Below are 22,527 nucleotides of genomic sequence, written 5' to 3' on the forward strand. Positions count from 1 at the left end.
TCCGTTTTGGCCAATGAGGGAAAAAGTAGGTTGTAAGCAACCGCTGGCTTTTTCTTTTTGTCTAAAACGAATGTCTTTTTTTATTTTATTTCTTTTTTTCCTTCCTAAGATTTATTCCCAAGACCTTTTTCAAAAAAAGCAGGAAGGCAGGGTCTACAGTAAAGACGGTGATGTTGCCGCTACCCATGTGCTCAATACCACCACCCAAAGAGCTACCATAACCGATTTGCAAGGGTTTTTTTCCATTCCGGTAAGCTTGAACGATACTTTGGTGTTTTCCGCAGTACAGTATAAAAGGAAGGAAATAACAGTAACCTTGAATGTGTTGGATTCCAAATTGTTACTTGTTCCGCTGGAGGAAGGAGTAACCGAACTTGAAGAAGTGGTGGTCATGCCCTATAATCTTTCGGGTGCCATGGACAGGGATTTAAACAGGTTAACAATTGAACCTGTGGTAACGGCTTCTACGCTAGGACTACCAAATGCCTACGCCATATTCCCCACCCAAGCGGAACGGTTGCTGAACGAGGCAACCACCGGGGGCGGTTTTCTTCCCTTAAACCCTATTTTGAACGGAATTTCCGGTCGCACAAAAATGTTGAAAAACCGGGTGAGAAGAAATGAAACCTATGCAAGGACCAATAGGGTGAAGGCATTTTACCCAGATTCTGTCTATGTAAAGCAATTTAAAATTCCGGAAGAAAAAATAGATGACTTTATGTATTTCTGTGAGGTAGATCCCGTTTTTCAAGTAACCGTAGATACCCATGACCGACTCAAGATATGGGAATACCTCAAAAAAAGAAGTGCTATTTACCGCGACAACAACGGACTATAGAAATCCGTATTATGGCACAGGTTTTGTTTAAATTTGCTCCTAAATACTATAGGTATGCCAATGATACTCCGCTTTATTCCCCTTTTCGTACTCCCTTTACTGGCGTTTTCCGTAGCTCACAAATTTTATGTGAGCGTAACGAACGTTAACTATTCCGAAAAGGACCAAGCTTTACAGATTACCAGTAGGGTTTTTATTGATGATTTGGACCGGCTCCTAATGGCCAGGTATGACTTGGAAGCGAAATTGGCCTCTAAAGAAGAGAACAAAATGGCCGATGCCTACATTGAAAAATACCTACGATCCAAGTTTGTGGTATCGGTAAATGGTTCACCTGTAGAATACGACTTTATAGGGAAGAAATACGATGCGGATGTAGTAGTGCTTTATCTGGAAGTGCCTAAAGTGGATTTAAATAAGACGGAATCTGTACAAATCGAAAATGAAATTCTCACGGATCTGTTCGATGATCAGCAAAATGTGGTTCACATAAAGATAAAAGATACCAAGAAAAGTTTCGTACTTATCAAATCGCATCCTAAAGGAATGTTAAACTTGTAACATTAGATTAACGATTCCTTAAAAAATTTTATTTTTCACGGATTAATAACTAAAGAAGCAAATGACAAGATTCAAGTATCACCTTTTGTCCGCTCTTTTCCTGTTCGCAGCTTTGGCGACAGCTCAAGAGGAGCAAAAAAAAGAAAAAGAACCGGGACACTACAACCAAAGCAAGTTCAAACAAATGTACGAGGAGTTTGCCACTCCCAACAACTACCGTTCGGCATCTGGAGCCCCTGGTCCCGATTACTATCAGCAACAAGCAGATTATGTAATGGACATAGAACTGGATGACAAGAATGCCAAGATTTATGGGGAGGAAACCATTACGTACACCAATAATTCCCCTGATGATTTAGAGTATCTATGGGTTCAGTTGGATCAAAATGTACGCGCTAAAACGTCTAAATCCCCTCTTAGGAACGGTGGCGGCGTTCCCATGGCAGAACAGGCCGGTTCCTTTGTCCAAAAGTATATCACGGAACCTTTTGATGGTGGTTTTAACATTGAATTTGTAAAGGATGCCAATGGCAAAGACCTGTCTTATACCATTAACCAGACCATGATGCGGGTGAACATTCCGCAACCTTTAAAAAGCAAGGAACAAATTTCTTTTTCCATCAAATGGAACTACAACATTCCTGATCATACCGTGAACAGGGCCCGTTCCGGATTTGAATATTTTCCAGCCGATGGGAACAGGGCTTACGTAATTGCCCAGTTCTTCCCAAGAATGGCCGTTTATAGTGATGTAGAAGGCTGGCAAAACCATCAATTCTGGGGTAGTGGAGAATTTGCGCTTCCTTTTGGGGATTATGAAGTGAACATAACGGTTCCTGCAGACCATGTGTTGGATGCCACGGGAACACTTCAAAATAGAAAGGAAGTATTTTCCAAAGAGATGATGAAGCGTTACGAGAAAGCCAAAAAGTCGTATGACAAGCCGGTAATTATTGTAACCCAAGAAGAGGCTGAGGCCGCTGAGAAAAATTTCAGTACTAAAAAGAAAACATGGAAATTTAAGGCAGAGAACGTTCGTGATTACGGTTTTGCCACTTCCAGAAAGTTTATTTGGGATATGCAGGCCGTTAAATTGGGCAATCGCGATGTAATGGCCGTTTCTATGTACCCAAAAGAAGGGAATCCACTTTGGGAAGAGTATTCTACCAAAGCGGTGGCCCATACGTTACGTTCGTATTCTGCACATACATTTGATTACCCTTATCCGAAGGCTATTTCGGTACATGCCAAAAACCAAGGAATGGAGTATCCTATGATTTGTTGGAACTACGGAAGGCCTAATGAGGACGGTTCGTATTCCGATCGTGTAAAATATGGGATGATAAGTGTTATTATCCATGAAGTGGGTCATAACTTCTTTCCTATGATCGTCAACTCCGATGAGCGTCAATGGGGTTGGATGGATGAAGGTTTGGACACTTTTATGCAATTTATGGCAGAACAGGAATTTGGTGAAGCCTATCCAGAAGCGATTGCTCCAAACAGTACATATCCATCTAGAAGGGGAGCGCCTTCTAAAATTGTACCATACATGAGTGGGGACCAAAGTACCATCGCTCCAATTATGAGCAATCCGGAGAACGTTTACCAATTAGGACCCAATGCCTACGGGAAGCCGGCTACCGCTTTGAATATTCTTCGTGAAACGGTCATGGGACGTGAGCTTTTTGACCATGCTTTCAAAACGTATTCCCAACGTTGGAAGTTTAAGCACCCAACCCCGGAAGATTTCTTTAGGACTATGGAAGATGCCTCTGCGGTAGATTTGGATTGGTATTGGAGAGCTTGGTTCTATACTACGGATTATGTGGATATAGGTGTAAAAGGAATCAAGAAATATTATGTGTCCGATAAGCCTAGCAAGAAAATGCAAGAATATATGGCGGCCAGAAACATTACCGAAGCAGATTTACCTCCATTGGTATATTTGGCAGAGGAAGATAGTGAGGATGCGGACCCCAACTTAAAAGGGAAGGCACCTTCGGATAATTCTAAATCCCTTAAGGAATTTATGATGGACAATATGACCGAGAGCGAAAGAGCTGCGGTAAAGGAGCCAAAGTATTTCTATGAAGTTACTTTTGATAAACCAGGAGGTATTCCAATGCCATTGATTGTGGAGTATACCTATGCTGATGGCAGTACCAAGAATATTACCTATCCTCCTGAAATTTGGAGAAAAAGTGATAAGGAGGTAAGCGTTGTTATTTCCTCACAAACAGAATTGACGGGTATTGTGGTTGATCCAAAAATGGAAACTGCGGATATTGATACCACCAACAATTCATGGCCGGCCCAGAACGGACCTTCGGACTTTGATAAAATGAAGGAAAATATTAAAGGGAAGTAATTTTTCCCATTTATAACAAAGACCTGTTAGGTTAAAGCAATTTAAGTTGCTTGCTAAAAATCCTGACAGGTCTTTTTAGTTTCGAACCTAATCTTCACTATATTTGCTGTATGTACGGTATGCATTTATTATTTATTAGCGGCGGTGAGATATTTTTTATCATGTTCATCGTGGTCATGGTCTTTGGAGCGGATAAGATTCCGGGAATTGCCAAAGGTCTGGGTAGTGGTATGCGTCAATTGAAGGATGCTACGGAAGATATAAAAAGGGAGATTCAGAAAAGTGCCGAAAAGCAAGGGATAGATACCAGCTTTGTAAATGACATCAAAAATGATATTGATGATGTAAAAAGCAATCTTACCGATGGTATTGGAACTGATATCAAAAAAGAGGTGGATCAGGTAAAAAAAAGTGTGGACGAAGTAACCGGAACCATTAAAAGAAGTTAGTCTTGCTAGAAAGAATTCTAGAATGGGACAGACAAACATTTATCTACTTAAACAACCTGGGCATTGACGAATATGATGCCTTTTGGACCACCGTTACCAGCTTCAGTACTTGGATTCCCCTCTTTCTACTTTTTATCTTTTTGATTTTTAAAAAGTATCCCAAACGGGAAGCCATCTTCGTAATTATTACCATTTTGTTACTATCCTTTTTTGTGGACACGCTAACGGATTTGACCAAACACTCCGTGGCTCGACTAAGGCCTAACAACAACACGGAAATCAATACCTTGATACGTATTTTAAAGAACCCTACAACGTATAGTTTTTTTAGTGGGCATTCCGCAAGTTCTTTCTCCATTACTACGTTGGTGGTCTTATTTTTAAGAGACCGTTTTAAATGGAGTTGGCTGTTTTATATCTGGCCGGTGCTCTTTGTAATGAGCAGAATCTTTGTTGGGGTGCACTTTCCTGTAGATATTCTTGTGGGAGCTACCGTAGGAATTGTTTCCGCCATTTTTTTCTATTTCCTGTATGCTAGGTTTATAGGACCCTCGTTAGGGTTAGACCGTCCCTAATGGGAAGTAATACGGTTTCTACCCTAGGGTCTTCTTTCAGCATTTTATTATACTCTAAAAGTATAGGCGTCACCTTATCTTTTTTCTGCAAGGGTTCTATGACCTTTCCGGACCAAAGTACATTATCAGAAAGTATAACACTGCCAGAAGTTGTTTTTTCCAGTATCTTTTCAAAGTAAACCGGATAGTCTTTTTTTTCCGCATCAATAAAAACAAGGTCAAAGACTACATCTAAATTTAGAATGATTTCCTTGGCGTCTCCAATGTGTTGAACTATTTGGGATGCCCAATTACTCTTTTGAAAGTACTTTTTTTGAATAGGCTCCAGTTCTTCATTAATGTCAATGGTATGGAGCTTACCATCTTTTTGCATGCCCTCTGCCAAACATAGTGCCGAGTAGCCCGTATAGGTTCCAATTTCAAGAATATTCTTGGGTGCTATTATTTTGGAAAGCATGCTTAGAACCCTGCCCTGAAAATGACCGGTAAGCATTCTGGGCCTAAGAATTTTTAAATGCGTCTCGCGAGTGAGTTCCTGTAATAAATTTGGTTCCTCTTGAGAATTATCCTGTATGTAATTTTCCAGAACTGCAGATAAAAAATGCATGCTTCAAATTTTGTGCAAATATAAAGTACTTTGTAATCTTGTTAGGAAATGTAATAGGACTATTATGAGCGAGTATTCCCTACGGACAGCAAAAGTGGCCGATTTAGATTTGTTATTGTCCTTTGAACACGAAATTATCAAGGCCGAAAGACCTTTTGATCCAACCATACAAAAAGGGAAAATAAGTTACTATGACCTAAATGAGTTGATTTTAGGGGATGAATCCGAAGTAATGGTCATTGAATGGGAGGGAACTTTAGTGGCTTCTGGCTATGTGAGATTAAGGTCGGCTAGGCATTATCTCGACCATAAAAATTATGGGTATTTGGGTTTTATGTATACACATCCGGATCACCGTGGTAAAGGCTTGAATGCGCAAATAGTGGAAGCGTTAAAGAAATGGTCTTACCAGAGAGGGATTATGGAAATTAGATTGACGGTATATAGCGACAACCTTCCGGCAGTGAAGGCTTATGAAAAGGCCGGGTTTAAAAAACACATTATTGAAATGCGTTTGCCAAGGGAGGAAGGTTCCTTTTAATTGGGGATGAAGTCGTACTTTTGAAAAAACCTCATTTTATGCAGTTTGAAAATACCTTGGGCTTTTCCCAATCCTTGGATAAGGAGGACCGTCTTTCTAAATACCGTGAGCAATTTCATTTTCCAAAAGTAAAGGGTAAGCAGGTAATTTACTTTACTGGAAACTCTTTGGGCCTGCAACCTAAAAATGCTCCTTCCTTCGTGAACGATATAATGGAAGATTGGGCCAATTTGGCGGTAGAGGGACATTTTCATGCAGAAAAACCATGGTGGGATTACCATGAGCGCTTGGCTAAACCTATGGCCAAAGTAGTAGGGGCAAGGGAGGAAGAGGTTTGCGTAATGAACACTTTAACCGTTAACCTACACCTCTTAATGGTTTCCTTTTATAGACCTCAAGGGAAAAGAACCAAGATTATTTGTGAAGAAAAGGCATTTCCTTCGGACCAGTATATGCTTCAAAGTCAAGTAAGGCATCATGGCCTCGATCCTGATGAGACCCTGGTTGAGATTAAAAAACGCGAAGGAGAACATTTTTGGAGAACTGAAGATGTACTTTCTAAAATTGAAGAGGTAGGAGATGAGTTGGCCTTGGTCCTAATTGGAGGTGTCAACTATTACAACGGCCAGGTTTTTGACATGGAGGCCATTACAAAGGCCGGTAAAAAAGTGGGTGCTTACGTGGGTTGGGATTTGGCCCATGCGGCCGGTAACATAGAACTTCAATTACACGATTGGGGAGTGGATTTTGCCGCTTGGTGCAGTTATAAATACATGAATAGTGGTCCTGGAAATGCTTCGGGAATCTTTATTCATCAAACTCATCTGAAGAATCAGGAAATACCTCGGTTTGAAGGATGGTGGGGAACAAAAAAAGAAACCAGGTTTTTAATGAAACCGGAATTTGAACCTACCGGAACAGCAGACTCTTGGCAATTAAGCAATCCCCCGGTATTATCCTTGGCACCGTATTTAGCATCTTTAGAAATGTTTGAAGAGGTTGGGATGGCCGCCCTAATTGAAAAACGAAATCGCATCGTATCTTATTTGGAATTTATTTTAAAGGAAATTGATAAGGAAACTACCGGTTCTTTCGAAATTATTACCCCAGAGGATAGGGGATGTCAATTATCCGTTTTCTTGCACGGGCAAGGAAGGCAATTGTTCGATTACCTTATGGAAAATGGGGTAATTACAGACTGGAGAGAACCCAATGTGATTCGGTTAGCGCCAGCTCCATTTTATTGCTCCTATGAAGATATGTATAGGTTTGGACAGATTCTTAAGGAAGGCATTTTAAAAAACTGATTACATATCGATAGGCGCCTCTAACTTTTCTATGATATAACTTATTTCATTTCGTAGTTTGTCCTCATCAATGGGTTTTTTGATGATGTGAAGCGGTTCTGTATGCGAAGCCCTCTCCAAAGTAGGCTTATCGGAATTGCCAGTTAGGTACACGAATGGAATATGATACTTTTCTTTGATTTGCTCGCCTACCTCAATACCACTTAGCTTACCGGCCAGACCAATATCCAATAGTATGAGATTAGGGCTTTTCGTTTCAATCAAATCAATTGCGTCAACACCATTGTCTACCGCACCAACCACTTGGTGCCCCATTGACTCTATGCCAGATTCCAAAAACATCTGAATAATAAAATTGTCCTCTACAATTAATACTTTTAAATCCATATCTTCTACATTTTATTGGTTCAAACTTTGTATTGCCTTTCTGCTTTCTATGAAATTTGTTCTATCTCTTTGAATGTGATTATATAATAGGTCCCTTTTTTGGAATTGTCCTTTTCTATATTTCCCCTTAGCTGTAAAGTCAATTTGTGAATCAATTTAAGTCCAAGGGATTTGGTATTTCTGAAATTGATAGTATCTGGAAAACCAACGCCATCATCGCTAACAATCAATTTATAATTATGATTGGAACTTTCTATCCTTTTAAGTTTTATAAAAATTGTTCCTTCGTTCTCATTAGCAAAACCATACTTTAATGAGTTGGTTACAATTTCATTGACAATTAAACCTAAGGGAATGGAGGTATCAAGGTTTAGGTGAATATTATCAATTTCGGTTTTTAATTTAATATTTGTTCCTCTACCCTTCATGGACTGTATTAGGGCATTCACCAACTCCGTAACATACTCCTTATAGTCAATTCTACTAAGGTCACCACTTTTGTACAACATTTCATGAACCATACCCATGGAGTTGATTCGGTACTGGCTATATCTAAAAAGTACCTTTATGCTTTCATCTTCAATAAAGCTGGATTGCAAGCTGAGAAGGCTGGCCACTACTTGTAAATTGTTTTTTACCCTATGATGGATTTCCTTGATCAAGGTATCTCGCTCTCTCAATTGAGATTCAATGTTTTTATTGAGTGTGGAAATCTTGGAATTCTTTTTTAGTAGCGTATAGGTAATTATCAAAAGAAATAGAACGCCTGCGGATAGTAGGAGGCAATTACGATAAGTTGTTCTCTTAAAATGAGCCAATCTAGCGTCCACCAAATCTGTGTTGGCCCTAGTATACAATGTCCAGGATTGGTTCCCTTCCAAGCTTAATATTTTATGGTAAAACTTAGGATGCGCATGTTTATCAAGAACATTTAAATCTTCATCAAAGGGTTGGTAAAGTTGCTTTTGTTCGTCAAAAAATACCACATTGTCGCCATTCAACAAGCCGATGTTTTTACCGGCAAAGGAGTCGAACCAATTTTTAATATTGAGGTTCAAACCTATAATCCCTATTTTTTCACCCTTTACAACTAATGGGGTTAAAAACCGAATTGTAGGTCTATAAGGTTTTTCGATTTCCCCGTTTTCCATATTTAAGTCTAACTTGGAGACGTACAATTCTCCTTCCTTAAGCTTAAGTGCTTCCTTTACATAATATCTATTGGCTTTGGACTGCAGTTCTTTGCTAGGAACTATCCTTACACCATTATTAACGGTTTCAACTTTAATGAGCTCCGCCCCCGTGGAATCAATAATTCTCGCCTGAAAATAGTTGGAGTCCATTTCAATGAATTTGGACATTTTAAAGGCGATAAGTTCCACCTCATCCTTATTGATCATTTCCACTTGTACCATATTGCGCATCATGGAAATGTTCTTTTTACTGATGTCGTAAAGATTCAAGAATTGGTTTTGAGCTCGGTCAATTCTATTGTTTGCCCGTACTTGTTCCAATTCAAGAATATTGGTGGTAAAAGTTTCAATCCTATATGACGCGGAAGTCCATATAATAAGATTGGTAATGATGAACAGAACCAAAGAAATTATAATCAGATTAACGGATGTTAACTTGAGTTTCATGGGTTGGCAACTTTTTTAGTTAGGTTAGCTGTATAGGGGTTGGAAGCGTCTAACGGATAATATAAAATTATTGATATTTAATTAACATATTCTTAAATTTTTCAGAAAATACTTACTTAATTAATTGGATTTTGTAAGTTGTTATTAGTCAATGGGTTAGTTTGTCCGGACCTAGATGTAGGTTAAATTTCCGTTAGAATGAAGAAGATTTCCTTTGGTATAATCCATTATATTCGTTGGTCTATTCCACAACCAACATGAAATCACTTTTATTAATTCTAACCAATCCGCGCTATTTTGGTCCCTCATGGGTTTTTGCCAGTATTAATATTCTTTTTGGAACATGGGCCATTTATATCCCTACGGTAAAGGATAAATTGGGGATAGACAAGTCTCAACTAGGAATTGCCCTGTTCTTTCTGGCCCTCGGGGTTTTTACCATATTTCCATTTGCCTCAAAAATCATTGATAAAATGGGCGTTGGGAAAGCCACTAGGGCAGGTGTACTTCTTAGTTGTCTTACCGCAATTTTGCCGTTACTGGTGCCTAATTATTACTCACTGGCTGCTTCGTTGTTCCTTTTTGGTATTTGTAACGGATTCACGGATATTTCAATGAACACCTTGGTTACCGAGATAGAAAAAGAAGATAAGGAAAAATTTATGTCCGCCTCCCACGGTTTTTTCAGTTTGGGCGGGGTTTTGGCCGGTCTAGGTAGTTTTTTGATTGGTCCCCTTGGGAACCCTCCTCTTCACATGCTATTAGCTATTTTGTTGGTTTTGGTGGTGAATTTGACTTTTTTTAATCGATATAAGAATGTGGTCGCTCCCAGTGAAGAAAACGATGGCTTTAATTGGTCTTTGTTCAAACCTTTGATATTACTGGGACTTATTTCTTTTTTTTCAATGGGAAGCGAGGGTGCTATAGTGGATTGGAGCGGTCTATACTTAAAGGAAGTGAGTTTGGCCCCGGAATTTTTATGGGGTGCTGGTTTTTTAGGTTTTCAGGTGACCATGACCGTAGGTAGATTTTTAGGCGATGGCATCAGTTCTAAATTGGGTTCGATAAAAATGGTGGCATTGGCCTCCATTTTGGTCATGCTTGGGTACGGTTTGGTGCTTACGACTCAAACACATATGGCTATTGCAGGATTTGCCCTTAGCGGACTTGGCTTCTCGGTTATAGTACCGGAAGTTTTTAGAATTGGAGGAAATGTAAAGGGCGTTGATTCCTCCAAGGGTGTTTCCTTTATAGCCGGAACAGGTTATGCCGGCTTTTTGGCGGCACCGCCTATAATTGGTTTTATTGCGGATACTTCTTCCTTGTTTACCTGCTTTATAGTTTTGTTGGTCTGCTCAAGCGCTATATTGCTATCTACTGTAATTCTTCAAAAAAAGTCTTCTAATTGACCTCTACCCCTGTAAAATACAGCTTAAAGTTCCCTTCTTCATTTTGGTGCATGTGCGCCAGTTTTAATCCGCCCTTGTCTTGATAGTCCTCCCAAGTGGTGGTCATGGAAGGCTCTTCTTGGTTGCCCTTTCTAAAGACCCATTCCTTTACCATAAAATCGTCCGTAAAATAGAAATCATAGGCATCCCCAGGGGTGTAACCTCCTTCTTGCCCATAAACGATGGTTAGCTTTTGCATGTTCTTTTTGCTGATAGGTGCTTCCACATTTTCTGAATGTTCCGTGCTGATGCTATTTTGGTCCCAAAGAATATTTATAGGTGCCATGAGCCAATATTTGTCATTTATAAAACCACCATTTTTCTCGTAGGCAAGGCTATCCATATCACTGCGATTATAGGTAAGGCTTTCATCACCGGAAATGGCAGTTACTTCATTGGCTTTTGGTTTCCATATCCAAGATCTTTCGTAATGGGTAGTGTCTCTATCTACGTTAAACGTAAATTTAAGTTCTTGTACGTTTTTCCAATTTTCATAGCCGTTGGCGTAGGCAATTTTTTCAAGTATGGAAAGTTCCTTAACTGGGCCTTCAACTTCCTTTTTTGGGGCTTCTTTACAAGAAATAGTTAAGACGGAGGCCATTAAAGAAAGGATAAAAAAGTTTTTCATAATCATTGGTTTTTTTCAAAGATACAGTATTTTGTAACTAAGTATTGGATGGTATACCGGTAGCTTTTTTTTGCTATTATGAGGAAAAAGTGCTGGTTAGGCATTGAAATAATTTGCGTAATTTTGACTATATCAAAAAAGATAAAATGAGTTCTAAAAAAGGAAAAGTACAAGAAGCTATAGATGAAAAATTATTGGAAGAAAGAAAAGTATTCCTATGGGGCATGGTAGATGACGATTCTGCCAAGCACGTAATTGATCGCTTAATGTACCTTGACATGCAGAATAATAAAGAGATACAGCTGTTCATCAATAGCCCTGGTGGATACGTTACTTCTGGTTTTGCCATGTATGATACTATAAAGTCATTAAAGAGTCCGGTTTCAACTATTTGCACCGGTTTGGCGGCAAGTATGGGATCTATTTTGCTTTCCGTAGGAAAAAAGGGAAGACGTTTTATACAGCCACATGCACAGGTTATGATTCATCAGCCAAGTGGTGGGGCAAGAGGCCAAGCTTCCAATATTGAGATTCAGGCAAAGGAAATTATTAAAACGAAAGAATTGAGTGCTAGAATTTTGGCCGATAATTGTGGTCAAGACTATGAGAAAGTACTCAAGGATTTTGATAGGGATTATTGGATGAACGCTCAAGAATCCATAGAATATGGTATAGTGGACGGTATTTTGGAGTAAATCTAAACACAGAATCACCTCATAAAAAAGTCCTTCGCAACTGTATTGTGAAGGACTTTTTTTTGGATATATATAGACGCTCTCGCGGAAGTTTAAATTATATACGTTTTGTTCATTGTAAATGGCTTACACGCGTCCGTTAAATAAATACTAAGATTTAAAATCGCTCCGGATGGTCAATTACTTCCTGTGCTCGTTTCTTTAATTCCAATAGCTCTTTGTTATCTTTTTTGTTCAGCAAGTTCATCATCATGGCCATGCGATTGTTATCCTTAAAATGGGCTCTTTTTTCATCCAAAAAATTCCAATACAACGCGTTAAAGGGGCAGGCCTTTTCACCTAACTTTTTAGTGTGGGAGTAGGAGCATTCTTTACAATAATTACTCATTTTGTTGATGTAGTTGGCGCTGCTTACATAGGGTTTGGTACCTACAATGCCTCCGTCCGCAAATTGACTCATACCCCTGGTATTGGTAATTTCTACCCATTCAATTGCGTCTATATATATGCCCAGATACCAATCATCTACCTCTTGCGGATCAATCATGGTTAGCAAGGCATAGTTTCCAGTAATCATCAAACGTTGAATATGGTGTGCGTAGGCCTCATCCAGACTTTGCTGAATACTGTTTTTGAGACAGTTCATTTTAGTGTTCGCTGTCCAATAAAAATCCGGTAATTGGTTCATGTTTTCCAGTTTGTTGAGTTGGGCGTAACCCGGCATCTCCTTCCAATAAATGCCACGCATATACTCGCGCCATCCTAAAATCTGCCTCACAAATCCTTCTACTTGGCTAATGTCTATTTGTTCTTTGTGCTCATAATAGAAAACGAGCACTTTATCTATCACTTCTTTTGGGGAAATTAATTTGCTGTTCATGACAAAAGACAAGCGAGAGTGGAAAAGAAATTTCTCCGTTGTATGCATGGCATCTTGATAGTCTCCAAAGTGTTCTAGTAAGTTTTTGCAAAAATAATTTAAGACTGATAGGCCATCTGCCCTAGATACCGGCCAATTGAAATTTTTAGGTTCAATATTCCCAAATGTGATTACCTCCGCCTTCTCCAAATCGTCAACAATGTCCGTCACATCCTTTCTAAACCCTCTCTCATGTGGAATTTCAGGCTCTCCGCTCCACTTTTTTCTGTTACTCTGGTCAAAGTTCCATTTACCGCCTTCCGGTTGGTCATTGTTCATCATTACACCGTGTTTTTTGCGCATCATCCGGTAGAAACTTTCCATGACCAAGGTTTTTCTATTGGAAAAAAAGTTCTTTACCTCGTATCTGATAGTGTAAAAATGTTCTGTGTCTTCAAAGTTGGTGTCTACATCTAAATTATTGCAAATGGATGTAAGCTGCTCGTCCAATCGATATTCATCTGGAAGTAGATATTCAAATTTTTCGGCCTTTGTTTGTTTTAGAGCTTTTTTAATGATGTCATCCAGCTTTTGTGGATTGTTAGCGTCCGTTAATTTAAAATAGATGAACTGATGTCCTTTATCAGACATTTCATCCTTAAAATGGCGCATGGCACTAAAAAAGGCTACAACCTTTTGAATATGGTGTTTTACATAGTCCGTTTCTTGGCGCATTTCTGCCATGAGGTAAACTACATCATCGTCCACTTTTTGGAACCAACTATGTTTTTGGTTGAGCTGATCGCCCAAAATCAATCTTAGCGTTTTCATTTCGTACGGCCTAGGTTTCAGTTGCAAGTAAATAGGTAAACGAGAATACGGTTGACCCTTTCAAATTTTATATGAACCGCTTTTAGCACTATATTTGTTTTTATTGATTTGTTTAATCACTCAACTCCATACGTCCGCTAGCCATGAATAAGGGCTTTCTGCCGTATGATTAAAAAGTTTTCAATACCTTTTAATTAGGTAAGCTTTTGATACCCTTACTCTTAAAAAGGGCGGCATTTACATATTTATGACTCAAACTCCTAAAAACATTGCCATAATAGGCTCCGGACTTGTAGGATCACTATTGGCAATTTATCTTAAAAAATTAGGGCATAGTATTACTGTTTTTGATCGCAGACCCGATATCAGGAATATAACCTTTTCTGGCCGTTCCATTAATTTGGCTATGAGCAATAGAGGTTGGAACGCTTTGGAACATGTTGGTATTGATGATGAAATAAGGAAAATTGCCATTCCTTTGGATAAGCGAGCCATGCACGTTATTGACCAGCCTTTATATTTTCAAAAATATGGGAAGGAAGGGGAAGCCATTTGGTCTATTTCGCGTGGGGTACTCAACAAAAAAATGATTGACCTTGCGGAAGAACAGGGAGTAGAATTCCGCTTTGAGGAAAAGGTTTGGGACGTAGACCTTCCGGAAGCAAAAGTTTTCACAGGTGAAAGTGAAAAAGGGGAGTGGAAAGAATATAAGTATGACCTTATTTTTGGTTGTGATGGAGCTTTCTCCCGTGTTCGCCATAAAATGCAAAGACGCAGTAGATTTGACTATTCCCAAGATTTTATAGATGTAGGTTACAAGGAACTTTCCATCCCTCCCAATGCGGACGGAACCCATCAATTGGATAAACATTCTTTTCATATTTGGCCCCGAGGAAAGTTTATGTTAATTGCTATGCCCAACTTGGACGGAAGTTTTACATGTACCTTGTTTTTGCCCTTTGAAGGCGAAATTTCTTTTGAAAGCCTGCAGACAGAGGAGGATGCGAAAAACTTCTTTAAAGAGTATTTTCCTAACGTAAGGCAGGTAATAGATGACCTTTTAGGTGATTTTTTCAAAAACCCAACCAGTGCTTTGGTAACCATGAAGTGTTATCCGTGGACCTATTGGGACAAGGTGGCTTTGGTGGGCGATTCTGCCCATGCCGTAGTGCCATTTTATGGTCAGGGAATGAATGCCGGTTTTGAGGATATCTTTGTTCTGAACGAGCTTATAAAAGTTCATGGAGATGATTGGCATGCTATTTTTAAGAATTACCAAGAAAAGAGAAAGCCTAATGCCGATGCCATTGCGGAATTGAGTTACCGTAATTTTATTGAAATGAGCAGTAAAACGGCCGACCCAAAATTCCTGTTACAGAAAAAGATAGAAAAGCATTTTGCCTCCAAGCATCCAGATAAATGGGTTCCTGCCTATAGTAGGGTCACATTTTCATCCAGACCCTATGCGGAAGCTCTTGCAGAAGGGGATGCCCAAGAAAACATAATGCAGGAAGTTATGAAAATGCCTGAAATTGAGGAGAAGTGGAACAGTATAGAAGTAGAGGAAAAGATGTTATCCCTTCTGTAAGCCCTAAAGTCTAGACATAAAAAAACCGCTCTTTTGGAGCGGTTTTTTATTTAGTTGTTTTACGAATTAAAGTTTCGTAAAAAGCTTTTGCATTTTTTCCTGTTCTTCTTCTGCTAGAACGGGGTCTACCAAAATTCTACCACTGTGCTCATCTGTGATGATTTTTTTGCGGGAAGCAATCTCTACTTGAACCTGCGGAGGGATAGTGAAGAAAGAACCACCAGAAGCTCCTCTTTCAATTGGAACAACCGCAAGACCGTTTTTCACATTGTTACGTATACGGGCATATGCTTTTACTAAGCGTTCCTCTATATTGTTCTGGTACTTTTCTGATTCTTCTAAAAGCGCCTGCTCTTCCTTTTCGGTTTCCGCGAGAATAGCATCCAATTCACCTTTTTTATGCTTTAGGTGTGCCTCACGCTCAGAAAGACGCTCTTTGGTTTCAGAGATAACCACTTTCTTTTGTTCAATCTGTGCCTTAAATTCCTTGATGTTCTTTTCGGCCAATTGAATTTCAAGTTCTTGGTACTCCAATTCCTTGCTTATAGAGTTGAATTCTCTACTGTTACGAACATTTTTTTGTTGTTCGCCGTATTTTTTGATCAATGCTTTGGCTTCCTCGATCAAGTTTTTCTTAGCACCAATTTCAAAGTTGATGGTTTCCACATCAGTCTTTAATTTGTCTATCCTGGTTTTGAGTCCAGTTACTTCATCTTCCAAATCCTCAACTTCCAGTGGCAACTCTCCTCGAACGTTGCGTATTTCATCCACCCTTGAATCGATCAATTGCAGGTCATACAAAGCCCTAAGTTTTTGTTCTACTGTAGCGTCTTCTTTTTTTGCCATAAATTTTTATAAATACTTGATGGGATTGGTTTTACTTTCCGATAAACGGACTGCAAAATTAGGAATTTTTTTTGTAAGATAGTCAACTAATAAATTTTTTGTAAACTGTTCGGTCTCATAGTGGCCAATATCTGCAATCACCAACTGGTTTTCAGCTTGATAAAACTCGTGGTATTTAACATCGGCAGTAATATATACATCTGCCCCGGCAGCCTTGGCGGCATTTATGGCAAAGGCCCCACTACCGCCCAAAACGGCCACTTTTTTTACCTTTTTACCCCTTAGGGCAGAGTGTCTGACCACTTTGGCATTCATTTGGTCTTTTACAAATTGTAAAAAGGCTTCTTCCTCTTTTGCCGTATCCAAAGAACCGATCATCCCCATTCCCACATGTTGATTGGTATTTTCCATGATGGAAATATCATAGGCAACTTCCTCATAGGGATGAGCCTCCATGAGTGCGCTTACTACATTATTTTTTACAATCGATGGAAATACGACACTTACCATGGTTTCCTCCTCGTAATGGGTTTCGCCTATTTTACCAATTGTTGGGTTGGCACCTTCCTTAGCCTCGTAACTTCCAAGACCATTTACGCTAAAGCTACAATTGTTGTAGTTGCCTATATGTCCCGCACCTGCCTTAAAAAGTGCCTCAAGAATTTTCTGTGCTTGCGCTTTGGGGACATAGGTGGTCAGTTTTTGTAACGTATTTTTTTTAGGAATCAAGATTTTTGGGTCTCGTATGCCTAATACTTCGCAAATTTTGGCATTTACCCCTTGCTGTACATTGTCCAGTGCCGTATGCATGCTATAAATGGCAATATCATTCTTAATTGCTTTTAGGACCACCCTTTCCACATAATTGGAACCCGTAATTTTTTTAAGTCCGCTAAAAATAATAGGGTGAAAGCTTACAATCAGATTGCAATTGTTTTCTATGGCTTCATCAACGACCTTTTCCAAGGTATCCAAGGTTACTAGAACTCTACTAACAGTCATGTTTTTGTCACCCACCAACAGACCTACATTATCAAAATCTTCAGCATTGCCCAAAGGCGCCAATTCTTCGAGAATTGAGGTTATTTCTTTTATTGTCATTATTCAATTTCTATCGTCTAAAGATAAAATATTATAATTTCGCCTAAATGCAACTGCTTAGAAAAATCCTTTTCCCGGTTTCACTTATATATGCCTTGGTGGTATATGTACGCAATTATTTTTATGATAGGGGTTGGCTTTCTTCCAAGAAATTTACCACACCTACAATTTGTATTGGTAACCTGAGCGTTGGGGGTACCGGAAAAACACCTATGGCCGAGTTTATAATTAAGAGGTTAAGGGAGCAGTATAAAGTAGCGTTGTTAAGCCGTGGATATAAAAGAAAATCTTCTGGGTTTTTATTGGCGAATGAAAACACTTCTGTTGAAGAAATGGGCGATGAGCCATTTCAGATATATTCCAAATTCCGGAATATTTCTGTGGCCGTAGACGCTGATAGGCAAAACGGGATAGCGAAGTTACAATCTTTAATTTCTCCCGAAGTCATATTATTGGATGATGCTTTTCAGCATAGAAAGGTGAGCTGCCACTCTTATATCTTGCTAACTCCTTATGATAATCTGTACGTAAATGACTGGTATTTGCCAACTGGCGATTTAAGGGATGCAAGGAATCAAGCGCAGAGGGCGCAAGTGATTGTTGTGACCAAATGCCCAAAGAATCTAAGTTTAGAAAAGCGGAAGGCAATTAGGGGCAAATTGAAACCAAAAGCCAATCAGATTGTTCTATTTTGTTATTTTGAATATGGTACGATGTTGTTGGGCAAAAATGAAATTTCGTTACAAGAGATTAACTTTAAAGATATAACGCTGGTTACCGGCATTGCCAACCCTAAACCCTTGGTAAGTTATTTAAAGGGGCGTGGCCTTACTTTTGAGCATCTATGCTTTGCCGACCATCATTATTTTTCTGGGGATGAAATAAGGGAATTGAACTCCAAGGAATTTGTCCTTACTACTGAAAAGGATTATGTTAGATTAAAGGATAAGGTAGCCAATCTTTGGTACATTTCTGTGGAACACAAGTTTTATGAAGAGGATGAAGGTGTGCTCCTAAATGAGATTACAGCGGTTATACAACAGAATTCTTAAGATTCTTGTTGTTAAAAATGTTCTCCCCAATTTTTTGATAAAAAACTTCCGGTTTAAAAGGTTTGGTGATTACATCATTGCAACCAGCGGCATAAAAGCTTTCCAAACTGTCATCCAAAGAAATTGCTGTCAAAGCCACAATAGGCGTTTTTTGATCAAACTTCCTAATTTCAATAGTGGCTTCTTCCCCTCCAATTCCAGGCATATGAATATCCATTAAAATGGCATCATAGGTATTTTCCTTGGCAAGATCAATGGCTTCCCCACCGTGATTGGCAATATCACTGGTAATTTCTTTTTTGGTAAGCATTTTTTTAGTGATTACCTGATTGATTTTATTGTCTTCAACGATGAGAATATGAAGTCCTTTAAAATCAAAATCTTCCTCTGTCAATTCAAATGAAACCTCATCTACCAAAGCATCCTTGCTCTTCACGTCCAGCTCAAAAAAGAAGCGACTCCCTTTACCTAATTCGCTTTCTAGTTGAATTTTACTGTCAAATAAGCCTAATAAACTTTTTACAATGGTTAAACCAAGACCAGAACCACCATATTCACGATTAATTTGGATGGAACCCTGTTCAAAACCTTCAAATATGTTCTCCTGTTGATCCTTGGAGATGCCAATGCCGTTGTCTTGTACCTCAAAATACAAACGTACATTTTCCTCGTCCTTACTCAGCATTTTGGCCATTACCTTCACCTCTCCATTTTTAGTGAACTTAAGGGCGTTACCCACCAAGTTGATGAAGATTTGCGATAGTTTTATTGGGTCACTAAGTAAATGGGAAGGAATGTTTTCATCATATTCAAGTATGAGTTTGGTTTTGTTGTTTTGTGCGCTTTGGTGAAGCGAATCTATGGTTTCTTGAAGTACCTTTTTAAGATTGAACTCCACATGGAGCGGCTCCAGTTTATCGGCATCAATTTTATTTATTTGTAAAATATCATTGATGAAATTAAGTAAATAGTCTCCAGAAAATTTTAAGGCCTTTAGATGTTCTTTTTGGTTCTCACTCGGATTCTCTTCCAGCAGTAGATGCGTAAGACCGGTTACGGCATATAAAGGAGTTCTCAACTCATGACTTACAGTTGAAAGGAAGTTGGTTTTAGCTTCCATGGCGGTGACCGCCGCATCTCTGGCTGCCTTGAGTTCTGTGTTTTTTGTTTGTAGAAGGTCGTTGGTCTTTAGTTTTATTTGATTGTTCCTAAATAAGGAAACTGCTAATAGCGTAATGATAATGAGGAGGGCAGAGGTTAGAATGGCCGCAATATCCGATTGGTTCTTGGATTCGTTTAATTCTTCTATTTTCTGTTCTTGACGCCTAATTTCGTCACTCATAAAATCAAACTGAATTTTTTCGGCCGTTTTACTCTCCGTTTTCATTTTTGCTATGTTGAACAAAGAGTCGCGTATATAAAGAAGATTTTTGTTGTTCGCCAGTGATAGATTATATTTACCTAAAGACTCATAAATTCTGCTAAGCATTTCGTTTGCTTCCCAAATCTCTTGTGAGAAGGCATTCCTTTTAGCTATTTTAAGAGCTTCCTCACCGTTCTTTGCCGCTTCTTCCCATTTGTTGGTCTTAAAATTCAGCTCTGCCAAACCTAAAAAGGCTCTGGCGGCCAGAAAGTCACTTTCGTAAATATCAGTATTTACAATAAGGGAATTGAAGTTCTTTGCTGCGCTCTCATACTTTTCAAGCTTCATATAAATCTGAGCTTCCGCTAAAAGTATGTTGTTAAAGAAATTACGGTCGTTATTTAGCTGTTTGGCTTCATTTAACAGAAAAATGGCCTGAAAATTTTTACCATCGTGAAAGAGCAAAATGGCCTCTATGTATTTTTGCATGGCATCTCCCGAGGGATATTCAATATCCTTTAGAAGTGCTTTGGCCCGATCCCAAAAGAAATAGGTAGTTTCTTCTTTATAAAGTTTTAAATAAAGTAAGGCATGAGCTTGGTAGCTGTCTATAAGTGCTTTTACGTCTTCCCTTTCTTCTGCAGATTTGGAAGCTTTTTCAAGTTCTTCTAAGGCAAGATCGGTTTCATTGCGATTACTATACTCCCTCGCCCTTTCAAAATGAATCTTCGGGTCTAACAGTTCTACCGTATCCTGTTTCTGTGTAATAGCTTCTTGGGCCACGCCCCCGAAAGAAAATAGGAGCAGGGCAAAAAATACTAAAACGTTATAATTGTTTCTATTTATTAAGTCGAACTTCAAACGTAATTTTTGCGTCTCAACAACTGAATTAAATCTATAATCCTACTACTATAACCGGTCTCGTTGTCATACCAACCAATTATTTTTACCATCTTTCCTATTACAGAGGTCATCTCAGAATCAAACGTACAAGAATGACAACTATTGTTTATGTCAATGGAAACTAATGGGTGTTCGCTATATAAAAGTATGTTTTTCAATCCACTAAGCGAATTTTTTTTAAAAGATGTATTTACTTCTTCTATGGTAGTTTCCCTTTTTACGTTAAAGGTGATATCTGTTAAAGAGCCGTTGGGTACGGGTACTCTAATCCCGCATCCTCCTATGACATCTGCCAAATGGGGGAAAATTTTGGTGAGAGCTTTGGCGGCTCCAGTGGTGGTGGGAACAATGGATTGACCTGCGGCGCGGGCTCTTCTCAGGTCTTTATGTGGTTGATCATGCAAACTTTGGTCACTGGTATATGAATGTATGGTGGTAATGTAGGCCTGTTCAATACCGCAAAGCTCATCTATCACTTTGATCATAGGAGCTGCATTGTTCGTTGTACAGGAGGCGTTGGAAATAACAGCATCGCCAGATTCCAGGATTTCCTCGTTCACCCCCATGACTATCATAGGAATATTTTCATCGGATGGGGGAGCCGATAAAATTACTTTTTTGGCCCCATTTGTAAAATGGGCCTCCAACTGATCTTTTGTTTTGAACTTACCTGTACTTTCAACTACAATATCCACAGCAAAATCGGACCACATGATATCCTTTGGTTCGGTACAATTAAAAAGGTGGATTTCCTTTTCGTCTACCAAGATTTTTTTATCCCGGTAAGCTACCTCAGCATTAAAAATACCGTGAATACTGTCAAACTTTAGTAAATGTGATAAGGTTCTGGCATCTGCAAGATCGTTGATTGCCACGACCTCCAATTCTGGATGTTCATTTAACAACCTGAATAGGGTACGACCAATTCGGCCAAAACCATTAATGCCTATTTTGGTAGTTTTCATAAGGTAACTGGAGGGAAAAACTAGGTTTCCGTTTGAGGTAAAGTTAGTCGATGTGTTTATGTGCTTTGTAAGACGATCTTACCAAGGCACCGCTTTCCACATGTCTAAAGCCCATTTTCAACCCTATTTCCTCATATTTTTTAAATTGTTCTGGGAGTATGAATTCTTTAACGGGCAAATGTCTTTTTGAAGGTTGAAGGTACTGACCAATGGTAACTACATCTACCTTGGCATTTCTCAAATCTTCCATGGTCTCAATAACCTCTTCTTCCAATTCCCCCAAACCAAGCATAATCCCAGATTTGGTCCTGTTTACACCACTTTCGCGAAGATACCTGAGTACTTCTAGGCTGCGCTCGTATTTGGCTTGTATACGCACTTCCCTGGTAAGCCTTTTTACGGTTTCCATATTGTGCGAGACCACTTCTGGAGCCACCTTTACAATTCTATCCAGATGGGTTTCTATGCCTTGAAAATCGGGAATTAACGTTTCCAGTGTAGTGGAAGGGTTCATTCTACGGATTGCCTTTACGGTCTCTGCCCAAATGATAGACCCCATGTCCTTTAAATCATCTCTATCTACCGAAGTGATAACCGCGTGCTTAATACCCATAATTTTAATGGAACGGGCCACCTTCTCCGGTTCTGCCCAATCTACCGTAGTAGGCCTACCGGTCTTAACACCGCAAAAACCGCAAGAACGGGTACAAATATTCCCCAAAATCATAAAGGTAGCCGTACCTTCTCCCCAACATTCGCCCATATTGGGACAACTCCCAGAAGTGCAAATGGTGTGTAAGTCATATTTGTCTACCAAACCTCTAAGCTGCGTGTATTTCTTTCCGGTTGGAAGCTTGACCCTAAGCCATTTCGGTTTCCCTTTTGGAGGTGCTACACTTGCTACGGTATCTGTACTCATACGTTCATTTATTTTGTACAAATATACGAACAATTAAAGGTTTTCTCGCACTG

General features: G+C 39.2%; 21 protein-coding genes. 11 read left to right on the top strand and 10 right to left on the bottom strand.

Annotated elements, in window-relative coordinates:
- The first annotated feature begins 70 nt into the window (after positions 1-70).
- The 5 genes from IL355_RS17050 to IL355_RS17070 all read left to right on the top strand — a co-directional run bounded on the left by IL355_RS17050 (position 71) and on the right by IL355_RS17070 (position 4,794).
- Positions 71-838, top strand: coding sequence for a carboxypeptidase-like regulatory domain-containing protein (locus IL355_RS17050; RefSeq protein WP_192463315.1), 768 nt, complete (start codon positions 71-73; stop codon positions 836-838).
- Between the two features lie 54 nt (positions 839-892).
- Positions 893-1,399, top strand: a complete 507-nt coding sequence (locus tag IL355_RS17055; protein ID WP_192463316.1) for a DUF6702 family protein — start codon at positions 893-895, stop codon at positions 1,397-1,399.
- 61 nt (positions 1,400-1,460) lie between these two features.
- Positions 1,461-3,770: a M1 family metallopeptidase gene (locus tag IL355_RS17060; protein WP_192463317.1), complete on the top strand. Its 2,310-nt coding sequence runs from the start codon at positions 1,461-1,463 to the stop codon at positions 3,768-3,770.
- Positions 3,771-3,889: 119 nt separating this feature from the next.
- Positions 3,890-4,219, top strand: coding sequence for a Sec-independent protein translocase subunit TatA/TatB (locus tag IL355_RS17065; protein WP_187458420.1), 330 nt, complete (start codon positions 3,890-3,892; stop codon positions 4,217-4,219).
- A 2-nt stretch (positions 4,220-4,221) separates the two neighbouring features.
- Positions 4,222-4,794: a phosphatase PAP2 family protein gene (locus tag IL355_RS17070; RefSeq protein WP_192463318.1), complete on the top strand. Its 573-nt coding sequence runs from the start codon at positions 4,222-4,224 to the stop codon at positions 4,792-4,794.
- Here the strand turns inward: IL355_RS17070 and IL355_RS17075 are convergent.
- On the bottom strand, positions 4,760-5,401 hold the full coding sequence (locus IL355_RS17075) for an O-methyltransferase (RefSeq protein WP_192463319.1): 642 nt from the start codon (positions 5,399-5,401) through the stop codon (positions 4,760-4,762). The two genes, IL355_RS17070 and IL355_RS17075, sit on opposite strands and share 35 nt — an antisense overlap.
- A 64-nt stretch (positions 5,402-5,465) precedes the next feature.
- Here IL355_RS17075 and IL355_RS17080 point away from each other — a divergent pair, with 64 nt between their 5' ends.
- Both IL355_RS17080 and kynU read left to right on the top strand, forming a co-directional pair.
- On the top strand, positions 5,466-5,942 hold the full coding sequence (locus IL355_RS17080) for a GNAT family N-acetyltransferase (RefSeq protein WP_192463320.1): 477 nt from the start codon (positions 5,466-5,468) through the stop codon (positions 5,940-5,942).
- A 38-nt stretch (positions 5,943-5,980) separates the two neighbouring features.
- On the top strand, positions 5,981-7,249 hold the full coding sequence (kynU, locus tag IL355_RS17085) for a kynureninase (RefSeq protein WP_192463321.1): 1,269 nt from the start codon (positions 5,981-5,983) through the stop codon (positions 7,247-7,249).
- Here kynU and IL355_RS17090 read toward each other — a convergent pair whose 3' ends face one another.
- Both IL355_RS17090 and IL355_RS17095 read right to left on the bottom strand, forming a co-directional pair.
- Positions 7,250-7,636, bottom strand: a complete 387-nt coding sequence (locus IL355_RS17090) for a response regulator (protein WP_192463322.1) — start codon at positions 7,634-7,636, stop codon at positions 7,250-7,252.
- A gap of 47 nt (positions 7,637-7,683) precedes the next feature.
- Positions 7,684-9,276: a sensor histidine kinase gene (locus IL355_RS17095; RefSeq protein WP_192463323.1), complete on the bottom strand. Its 1,593-nt coding sequence runs from the start codon at positions 9,274-9,276 to the stop codon at positions 7,684-7,686.
- Between the two features lie 257 nt (positions 9,277-9,533).
- Here IL355_RS17095 and IL355_RS17100 point away from each other — a divergent pair, with 257 nt between their 5' ends.
- Entirely contained in the window at positions 9,534-10,685 is a 1,152-nt protein-coding gene (locus IL355_RS17100) for an MFS transporter (RefSeq protein WP_192463324.1), read from the top strand.
- Here the strand turns inward: IL355_RS17100 and IL355_RS17105 are convergent.
- A complete protein-coding gene (locus tag IL355_RS17105) occupies positions 10,678-11,352 on the bottom strand; it encodes a hypothetical protein (protein WP_192463325.1) in 675 nt (224 codons plus the stop codon). The genes IL355_RS17100 and IL355_RS17105 overlap by 8 nt on opposite strands.
- Positions 11,353-11,498: 146 nt before the next feature.
- On the opposite strand from IL355_RS17105, the gene IL355_RS17110 reads away from it, so the two are divergent.
- Positions 11,499-12,047, top strand: coding sequence for a ClpP family protease (locus IL355_RS17110; RefSeq protein ID WP_192463326.1), 549 nt, complete (start codon positions 11,499-11,501; stop codon positions 12,045-12,047).
- A gap of 157 nt (positions 12,048-12,204) precedes the next feature.
- Here IL355_RS17110 and IL355_RS17115 read toward each other — a convergent pair whose 3' ends face one another.
- On the bottom strand, positions 12,205-13,737 hold the full coding sequence (locus IL355_RS17115) for a cryptochrome/photolyase family protein (RefSeq protein ID WP_192463327.1): 1,533 nt from the start codon (positions 13,735-13,737) through the stop codon (positions 12,205-12,207).
- A 247-nt stretch (positions 13,738-13,984) separates the two neighbouring features.
- Between IL355_RS17115 and IL355_RS17120 the strand changes: the two genes are divergently transcribed.
- Positions 13,985-15,325 carry an FAD-dependent oxidoreductase gene (locus tag IL355_RS17120; protein WP_192463328.1) on the top strand — a complete coding sequence of 447 codons (1,341 nt, stop codon included), beginning with the start codon at positions 13,985-13,987 and terminating at the stop codon, positions 15,323-15,325.
- 66 nt (positions 15,326-15,391) lie between these two features.
- Here the strand turns inward: IL355_RS17120 and IL355_RS17125 are convergent, their stop codons facing one another.
- Both IL355_RS17125 and IL355_RS17130 read right to left on the bottom strand, forming a co-directional pair.
- Complete coding sequence (locus tag IL355_RS17125; RefSeq protein WP_187458432.1) at positions 15,392-16,171, bottom strand: zinc ribbon domain-containing protein; 780 nt, start codon at positions 16,169-16,171, stop codon at positions 15,392-15,394.
- A 6-nt stretch (positions 16,172-16,177) separates the two neighbouring features.
- Positions 16,178-17,272: a Nif3-like dinuclear metal center hexameric protein gene (locus IL355_RS17130; RefSeq protein ID WP_192463329.1), complete on the bottom strand. Its 1,095-nt coding sequence runs from the start codon at positions 17,270-17,272 to the stop codon at positions 16,178-16,180.
- A 47-nt stretch (positions 17,273-17,319) separates the two neighbouring features.
- Between IL355_RS17130 and lpxK the strand changes: the two genes are divergently transcribed.
- Positions 17,320-18,324 carry a tetraacyldisaccharide 4'-kinase gene (gene lpxK / locus IL355_RS17135; protein ID WP_192463330.1) on the top strand — a complete coding sequence of 335 codons (1,005 nt, stop codon included), beginning with the start codon at positions 17,320-17,322 and terminating at the stop codon, positions 18,322-18,324.
- Here the strand turns inward: lpxK and IL355_RS17140 are convergent.
- Genes IL355_RS17140 through lipA form a run of 3 tightly spaced genes read right to left on the bottom strand, consistent with a single transcriptional unit; the run spans position 18,305 to position 22,474 of the window.
- Positions 18,305-20,548 carry a tetratricopeptide repeat-containing hybrid sensor histidine kinase/response regulator gene (locus IL355_RS17140; protein WP_225621308.1) on the bottom strand — a complete coding sequence of 748 codons (2,244 nt, stop codon included), beginning with the start codon at positions 20,546-20,548 and terminating at the stop codon, positions 18,305-18,307. The two genes, lpxK and IL355_RS17140, sit on opposite strands and share 20 nt — an antisense overlap.
- Positions 20,545-21,555, bottom strand: coding sequence for a type I glyceraldehyde-3-phosphate dehydrogenase (gene gap / locus IL355_RS17145; protein ID WP_192463331.1), 1,011 nt, complete (start codon positions 21,553-21,555; stop codon positions 20,545-20,547). The genes IL355_RS17140 and gap overlap by 4 nt, the downstream gene beginning before the upstream one ends.
- 43 nt (positions 21,556-21,598) lie before the next feature.
- Positions 21,599-22,474, bottom strand: coding sequence for a lipoyl synthase (gene lipA, locus IL355_RS17150; RefSeq protein WP_192463332.1), 876 nt, complete (start codon positions 22,472-22,474; stop codon positions 21,599-21,601).
- Positions 22,475-22,527 lie beyond the last annotated feature (53 nt).

The organism is Euzebyella saccharophila (assembly GCF_014855495.1).
GTDB classification, from domain to species: Bacteria; Bacteroidota; Bacteroidia; order Flavobacteriales; family Flavobacteriaceae; genus Euzebyella; species Euzebyella saccharophila.